The 7,579-nt window shown below is 46.2% G+C and carries 5 protein-coding genes; 4 read left to right on the top strand and 1 reads right to left on the bottom strand.

Translation table 11 applies throughout. From position 1 onward, the window contains the following. Positions 1-883: sulfatase-like hydrolase/transferase (locus tag MHN01_RS10560; protein ID WP_239411320.1), on the bottom strand; the 883-nt coding region annotated here is incomplete at its 3' end. A 602-nt stretch (positions 884-1,485) separates the two neighbouring features. On the opposite strand from MHN01_RS10560, the gene MHN01_RS10555 reads away from it, so the two are divergent. From MHN01_RS10555 to MHN01_RS10540, 4 genes are all read left to right on the top strand, one after another. Further along, on the top strand, positions 1,486-3,204 hold the full coding sequence (locus MHN01_RS10555; protein ID WP_239411319.1) for a sulfatase: 1,719 nt from the start codon (positions 1,486-1,488) through the stop codon (positions 3,202-3,204). Positions 3,205-3,346: 142 nt separating this feature from the next. Further along, positions 3,347-5,068, top strand: coding sequence for a sulfatase (locus tag MHN01_RS10550; protein ID WP_239411318.1), 1,722 nt, complete (start codon positions 3,347-3,349; stop codon positions 5,066-5,068). A gap of 146 nt (positions 5,069-5,214) precedes the next feature. Next, positions 5,215-5,970 carry a DUF481 domain-containing protein gene (locus tag MHN01_RS10545; RefSeq protein ID WP_239411317.1) on the top strand — a complete coding sequence of 252 codons (756 nt, stop codon included), beginning with the start codon at positions 5,215-5,217 and terminating at the stop codon, positions 5,968-5,970. Between the two features lie 190 nt (positions 5,971-6,160). Next, on the top strand, positions 6,161-7,579 hold a 1,419-nt coding region (locus MHN01_RS10540; RefSeq protein ID WP_239411316.1), incomplete at its 3' end, for a glycoside hydrolase family 3 N-terminal domain-containing protein.

Genomic DNA, 7,579 nt, shown 5'->3' with positions numbered 1-7,579 from the left:
AGCGAACAAAGAACGGTGTGTGGTTACTGTTACGATATACATTCGATTTAGCAAAAGGTGCTGCAATACCGTTATCAGACAAGAAGAGGACGATCGTATTATCACTGACGCCCTTTTCTTCGAGCACAGACATCATTTCACCGACCGTGTCATCCAGTCGCTTGACGGAACTAAAGTATTGCGACAACTCGACCCTGGTCTGAGGTAGGTCTGGCAGGAAGCTAGGCACCTGAACTTCATCCGGTTTATAAATTCGAGAAGGGCGTTGCCGTCCGTTTCGTTCATAGTTCGGTGAGTCGACAAAATACGGGCGGTGCGGATCGTGAGAATTGGCCATCATGAAAAAAGGTTTGTTTTCCGCTTTAGCCGAGTCGATAAAAGCCGACAAATGCTTCCTATACAGTTTCGGGCTTCGGCCGCTACCGACTTCTTCTTTGTCCTTGTTGAGGTCCCAGACATAGTCGTCGACATATTTAGGGGTGGAGTGGTTAACCTTACCCAGGATACCGACGGTATATCCGTTGTCTTTTAGATCTTCTGCCAGTGTCGGGATTTGTTGTGTCGTCGGGTAGAAACCAACGATACCACTGTTTTGTACATAGCGGCCTGTTGCGATAACGCCGCGAGAAGGTTCACTCACCGAAACTGTCACAAAGGCATTCTTAAAACGGATCCCCTGGCTGGCCAGGCGGTCCAGGTTAGGAGAAATTTCTGGTACGGTTGATCCTGTAACACCGAGTGAGCCGTAATCCATATCATCTGCAGTGATCAATAAGATGTTAGGTGCAGTTGGCTCTTTTGGGGTCGGTTGACTTGCTATAGCGGGTTGCGAAGCGGCAGAAAACAGCATTAGCATCGCTGTTGTTAAGTATGTTTTTTTCATAATAGCCTTCTTTTTCATAAATCCTTCTGTTCTTAGGTGGAGCAGGCACATACGTGTTGGCGCTGTTATTGGCATATAGAAATGAGCTTTTTAAAGACCCCCGGCTCGGACGTATTCAGTCGATCAAGCTAGCAATAATTCAAGCTAGTTATGTTGCCAAGCATCAATATAAACGTTTCTATAGTGGTTGTCATGTGACATCAGTAACAAATGTATCAGTTGTCACAAATCTGGAAATAACTTGAGTATTCAACCACAAAAACTTCGAAAAATGAGCGATAAATCATAAAAAACAGTTAAGATTTCTGATGGATGTCATATTTACGACATAAAATGATCTGTCTTCAATAACGTTGATTGACGTGTTTTTTCGAAACGTTTATATTGTGATTTATAGAATGTCGCGTGGCTTCATTCTAGTGTGAATCATCAAAATTGAGTGCTTATAGAGGCTATGGTGCAGTGGTTTCTACAAGATCGGATTTCTACGGTGAAGTGTTCATCCCGTGTTCTGGAACACGGATGATTAAGTTGAAGTGCATGTTTTATCTTCGACAGGTACTTAGCCGGTAGTTTAATTTTGAAATGCAAGCAAGGATAATATGAAAATATCACGCTCTACGTTAGCTAAGGGAATAGGGGCACTGCTGACTGCTAGCTCCCTTACCGCTCATGCAGCTCCGGTGACTGAGCAACCTAATATCTTATTTATTTTTTCTGATGACCACTCAACAAATGCAATCAGCGCATATGGTGGGGATCTGGTAAAAACACCTAACATTGATCGTATTGCCAGAGAAGGTGCTGTCTTTGAAAATGCATTTGTCGGTAACTCCATCTGCCAGCCAAGCCGTGCCTCGATTATTACTGGTAAGCATTCACATCTGAATGGTGTTATTGATAATTCCTCCCGTTGGAATCCAAATCAAACTATCTATCCGAAGTTGATGGAAAACGCTGGTTACCAAACTGCATTGATTGGTAAGTGGCACATGCACCCGACGCCGGTACATGAATTTGGCTATTCCAATGTGCTTAACGGTGCCGGTGGTCAGGGTACTTACTATCAGCCTGAGTTCATTGATAATTATGGCAAAATCACCACAGTTGAAGGTTACTCGACAGATATCATTACCGATCAGTCTATCAAGTGGCTAGAGCAAAACCGCGATGCCGACAAGCCTTTCCTTTTGCAAGTACAGTTTAAGTCTCCGCATACGCCGCGCCGACCACCACTTCGCAACCTGGAACTGTTCAAGGACACCAAGTTCCCGGTTCCGGCAACGCTGTTTGATGACTATAGCACGCGTGGCAAGCATGCCAGCGAAGCCTGGATGGAGCTATATGGTATGACGGCGGAAGGGATTAATGCCTTCCCACCGGCACCAACGACACCAGAGAAGAAGAAAATTCGTGAGGAATGGCTGGCAAGCATGAGTCAACCAGAGCGAGCGGCCTTCGATAAATGGATGGCACGTCTGACGGACGAGCAGCGTGTTGCTTTCCATACCGCTTATGATGACATCAACGTGGAGTACTGGAAGAAAGTTCAGACACCAGAGTACAAGATGCGTTATGGCTATGTACCGCCTGCAGAGAAAAAGGCGCGTACAGAGTACAACTACCAACGTTTCATGAAGGAATATGCCGCCGCTGCGGTAACGGTTGATGAAAATATCGGCCGTATTCTGGACTGGCTGGATAAGAATGATTTAGCTGATAACACCATCGTTGTGTATAGCTCGGATCAGAGCTTCTACATTGGTGAACACGGTTGGGCCGAGAAGCGCTACATGTACGAAGAAGGGATGAAAATGCCTTTCGTTATTCGTTGGCCAGGCGTGATCCCCGAGCACTCGAAGCCACAGGCCATGATCCAGAATATCGATTTCGCACCAACCTTCCTGTCTGCTGTCGGTGTTGATGTACCAGGTGAAATGCAGGGTAAATCGTTCTTAAACGTGCTGAAAGGAAAGCAGAGTGATGCCGAGTGGCAAAGCGAGCGTCCGTACGTGTATTACCACTATTACATGGAAGGTGCCCACAATGTACCTCGTCATGATGGTGTGCGAAGCGATCGTTACAAGCTAATTAACTTCTATTCCGAAAATGGCGGTAAGGGGATCTACGAACTGTATGATCTGAAAGTCGATCCGAATGAAGTGAACAACGTGTTTGACGATCCTAAGTACAAGAAGACGCGTGACACAATGATTGCCGAGCTGGTTAAAGCCCGTCAAGAATACGAAGTGCCAGAGGATGTTTACGAAGCGCCGTATCCATTCATGACAGCGCAAGAAAGAAAATCTCTAGGTTTTTAATAACCGATAAGCTCACAGGCATCCCTTAATGGATGCCTGTGACATTGAGGGCTCGCCAATATTTGCGTGCATGACGAAAAAGACGGAGCTCCACAGCCATCGCTACCTGATCGACTGTAATTATTTAAAAAAGCAGGATAACATGAAAATTAACCGCTCGACTTTGTCGAAGGGCATAGGGGTACTCTTAGCTGCCGGCACCATTTCGGCGCAGGCCGCAGCAGCGACTTCCGATCAGCCTAACATTTTATTTATTTTTTCCGATGACCACTCTACACAGGCTATCAGCGCTTACAATGACCAATTTGTAAGCACACCGAACATTGATCGCATCGCCAATGAAGGCGCGCTATTACGTAATACCTTTGTTGGCAACTCAATTTGTCAGCCGAGCCGTGCCTCCATTCTGACGGGTAAGCACTCGCACATGAACGGCGTAATTGACAATACATCTCGCTGGAATCCGGATCAGACCATTTATCCGCACCTGTTGGAAGATGCCGGTTACCAAACTGCACTGATTGGTAAATGGCACATGCGCCCGACACCGACGGATGAATTTGGCTATTCCAATGTTCTGGGTGGACACGGTGGTCAAGGTACTTATTACCAACCGGAGTTTATTGATAATAAAGGTAATGTCACAACGGTTGAAGGCTATTCAGCTGATGTGATCGCCGATCAGTCACTTGAATGGCTTGAGAAGAAGCGTGATGCCGATAAGCCATTTTTGCTAAAGGTACAGTTTAAAGCGCCGCATACCCCACGTCGTCCGCCATTGCGACATCTGGAACTGTTCAAGGATAAGATATTCCCGTTACCTGACACCTTGTTCGACGATTACAACACTCGCGGTGAACACGCAGACAAAGCCTGGATGAAGTTATATGGCATGTCGGGTGAGGGGATCAATGCCTTCCCGCCAGCACCGACGACACCAGAACGTAAGCAAATCCGCGAAGACTGGCTCAATAGCCTGAGCAAGCAGAAGCGCAAAGCATTTGACAGTTGGATGTCACGTATGACCGATGAGCAGATTGCTGCATGGCATGCCGCTTATGATGACATTAACGTTGATTACTGGAAGAAGATTCAGAAGCCGCCATATAAGGTACGCTACGGTAAAGTGCCTGAAAACGAGAAGAAAATTCGTGCCGAGTATATCTACCAGCGCTTCATGCGGGATTACATGGCTTCGGTCACTGCCGTTGATGAAAACGTCGGTCGCTTGCTGAACTGGCTGGATGAAAACAACATGGCAGAGAATACCATCGTTGTTTACAGCTCAGATCAGAGCTTCTTTATCGGCGAGCATGGTTGGGCTGAAAAACGCTATATGTACGAGCCGGGTATGACAATGCCGTTCGTGATCCGCTGGCCTGGCAAAATTCCGGCGCATTCTCAGCCTGAGGCGATGGTTCAGAATATTGATTTTGGACCGACATTCCTGGCAGCAGCCGGAGTTAAGACGCCAGAAGAAATGCAGGGTAAATCATTTATGGATGTCCTGACTGGCAAGGAATCCGATGCCCAATGGCAGAAAGAGCGTCCGACGGTTTACTATCACTACTACATGGAAGGTGGTCACAATGTTCCTCGCCATGACGGTGTTCGAAGCGACCGCTACAAGCTGATTGATTTCTACTCTCAAAATAAAGGCAAGGGCTGGTTTGAGATGTACGATCTAAAAGCGGATCCGAATGAAGTGAATAACGTTTATGAGGATCCGAAATACAAGAAGGTGCGTGAGTACATGACGACTGAGCTGAAAAAAGCGCGTTATGAGTACAAGGTTCCTGAAGACGTATTTGAAGCGCCATATCCATATATGACCCGGAAAGAAAGAAGATCACTCGGCTACTAGTAGAGCATGTCACTAGGTATCCATATATTGGATACCTAGGGCAATACTTATAACCTGAGAGATAATTATCGCCCGGTACTTCAAAAAAATAAGGTTAATGTATCCTTATCTTTGCATGTGGTACCGAGGCGTTCTTTGCAGTTTTTATGTGTAAATTTGTATTTAAAATATGGCTGATAATATCTGGTCTTTCTTATAGCCTAATAATTAATGCCGAAGAAATAGAAAAAGCGCCACCATTAGTAACAGAGATAGAGTTCGGTTATCAAGCATACTCCGGAAACTCAGATTCCAATTCTCTTAATGCCAGAATTGGTGCTGAGTATAAACGCGGAAGATACCGCTCAAAGGGAGAGTTAAAATACTTCATGGTATATAAAGATGGAGTAGAAGATAAAAGGCAGTCAATCATTGATGCCCAGACAGACTATAAAATAGGGGCCAAGAATTATACCTACGGAAGTTATAAACGAGTAGACTCTAAGTACAGTGCGTATTTTAAGAACTGTACATTATCAGCCGGACTGGGTTACCAGTTCGCTTATACCAAAGATTTTGTATTTGAGCTTGAAGGAGGCCCAGGCTACCGTTATCAGAAGCCAAATACGGATAAGATAGGCAAAAAAGACATCATTTTTCCCGAAACCGTGGAAGAGATGATTGTCAGGGGAAAAGTGAAGACATCATGGCAGGTACTGCCTAATTTAGCCTTGTCCGCTGATGTGACGGTTGTATCCGGTAAGAGCAATACTCAAATGGATACGGATCTCAGTGCGATTAATAATATTTCAGAAAGTATTGCCTTAAAGCTCTCCCATAATAGTCAGTATTATAATCGGGTTCCTGAGGGATTAAGTCAGAGAGATAGCATATTCTCTGCGAACTTACTCTTTGTTTTTTAGCTTTTTGTTTCAGCCCGCTTGGGGATGATCATTATTCGATAATAGTTCTCAGCTGGGGCAATACCATTTATTCAGTAAAGTAAGACAGTAAATTTTATATAAAGAATTCATTTATTTCTTTGGACTAATTATGAAACTCAATTGGAAACGTTGTTTATTGATGTTTAGCATATCTGTAAGTTTACCGGCTATGGCACAAGGTACGTTTAGTGATCTTGTTAAGGTTGAAAAGTCAGCACCAGCGTCTGTAGTGCATTGGAATGATAACAAGGCAGAGATGGATAGTTTTATCAGCGATTTGATATCTCGCATGACGTTAAAGGAAAAAATTGGTCAGTTGGATCTGCAAACCGGACGGATGGCAACGACTGGTTCTGTGCTCAATGATGATTATATGACCCAGCTTCGGGAAGGCCGGGTCGGCGCTATCTTTAATGCCTATGGTGCCGAGATAACCCATGAACTGCAGAAGATTGCCGTCGAAGAAACTCGATTGGGGATCCCTTTGCTTATCGGTCTGGATGTGATTCACGGCCACAAAACCATTTTTCCTCAGTCTATTGGTGAAGCGGCTTCCTGGGATGTAGAGCTGGTTAAAAACAATGCCCGTGTATCGGCACGTGAAGCCGCAGCCGAAGGCATTAACTGGACGTTTGCGCCGATGGCGGATATCGCCAGGGATCCGCGCTGGGGAAGGATTTCTGAAAGTGCGGGTGAAGATGCGTACTTAGGCAGTGCCATGGCTGTTGCCCGGGTCGAAGGCTTTCAGGGCTATGACCTGAGTAAGCACGATACGATCATGGCGACGGCCAAGCACTTCGTGGGTTACGGCCTGGCTCAGGGTGGCCGGGATTACAATACCACCGACGTTTCCGAGTATGAGTTGTGGACGACGCAGCTACCAGCCTTTAAGGCAATGGTTGATGCGGGTGTCGCGACATTCATGACAGCGTTCAACGATCTAAACGGTGTCCCGGCGACGGCTAACAAGAAGCTGCTCACTGATATCTTGCATAAGCAGTGGGGTTTCGAAGGTTTCGTTGTCACAGACTATACCGCGATTAACGAGTTGGTGCCGCATGGCTTTGCCCGTGACGATAAGCACGCTGCTGAACTGGCGTTTAATGCCGGTGCCGACATGGATATGGTCGGCCGGGTTTATCTGAACCATATGGAAGAGCTGGTCAAGGAAGGCAAAGTGGACATGGCAAGAATTGATGATGCCGTCCGCCGGATCCTTGAAATGAAATGGCGCTTGGGCCTGTTTGAAGACCCGTACCGCTACTCGGATCCGCAGCGTGCCGAGAAGGAGATCTTAAGCCGGGAAAACCTGGCACTGGCGCGTGATGCGGCAAGGCGATCGTTTGTCTTGTTGAAGAATGACAATCATGTGCTTCCTCTTAAGGAAGATAAGATCGAATCCATTGCCCTGATCGGTCCGCTGGCTGATAGCAAGCGGGATACTATCGGTAACTGGGTGATCGCCGGCGACGGCCAAAATCAGCCTGTTACGGTTCTGGAAGGACTGAAAGCCCGTCTCGGCAACAAAGTTGAAATCAACTATGCCAAAGGGGCAACGACAGCCTATCTGGTTGATGAAGACACCATC

This window comes from Photobacterium sp. OFAV2-7, from assembly GCF_022347985.1.
Taxonomy (GTDB): Bacteria; Pseudomonadota; Gammaproteobacteria; order Enterobacterales; family Vibrionaceae; genus Photobacterium.
The sequence above is the reverse complement of the archived record's forward strand: the minus strand, read 5'-3'. Positions and strand labels throughout refer to the sequence as shown.

Coding starts and splice junctions, on each gene's coding strand:
- MHN01_RS10555 (WP_239411319.1), top strand. CDS start 1,486: ATGAAAATATCACGCTCTACGTTAGCTAAGGGAATAGGGGCACTGCTG.
- MHN01_RS10550 (WP_239411318.1), top strand. CDS start 3,347: ATGAAAATTAACCGCTCGACTTTGTCGAAGGGCATAGGGGTACTCTTA.
- MHN01_RS10545 (WP_239411317.1), top strand. CDS start 5,215: ATGTGTAAATTTGTATTTAAAATATGGCTGATAATATCTGGTCTTTCT.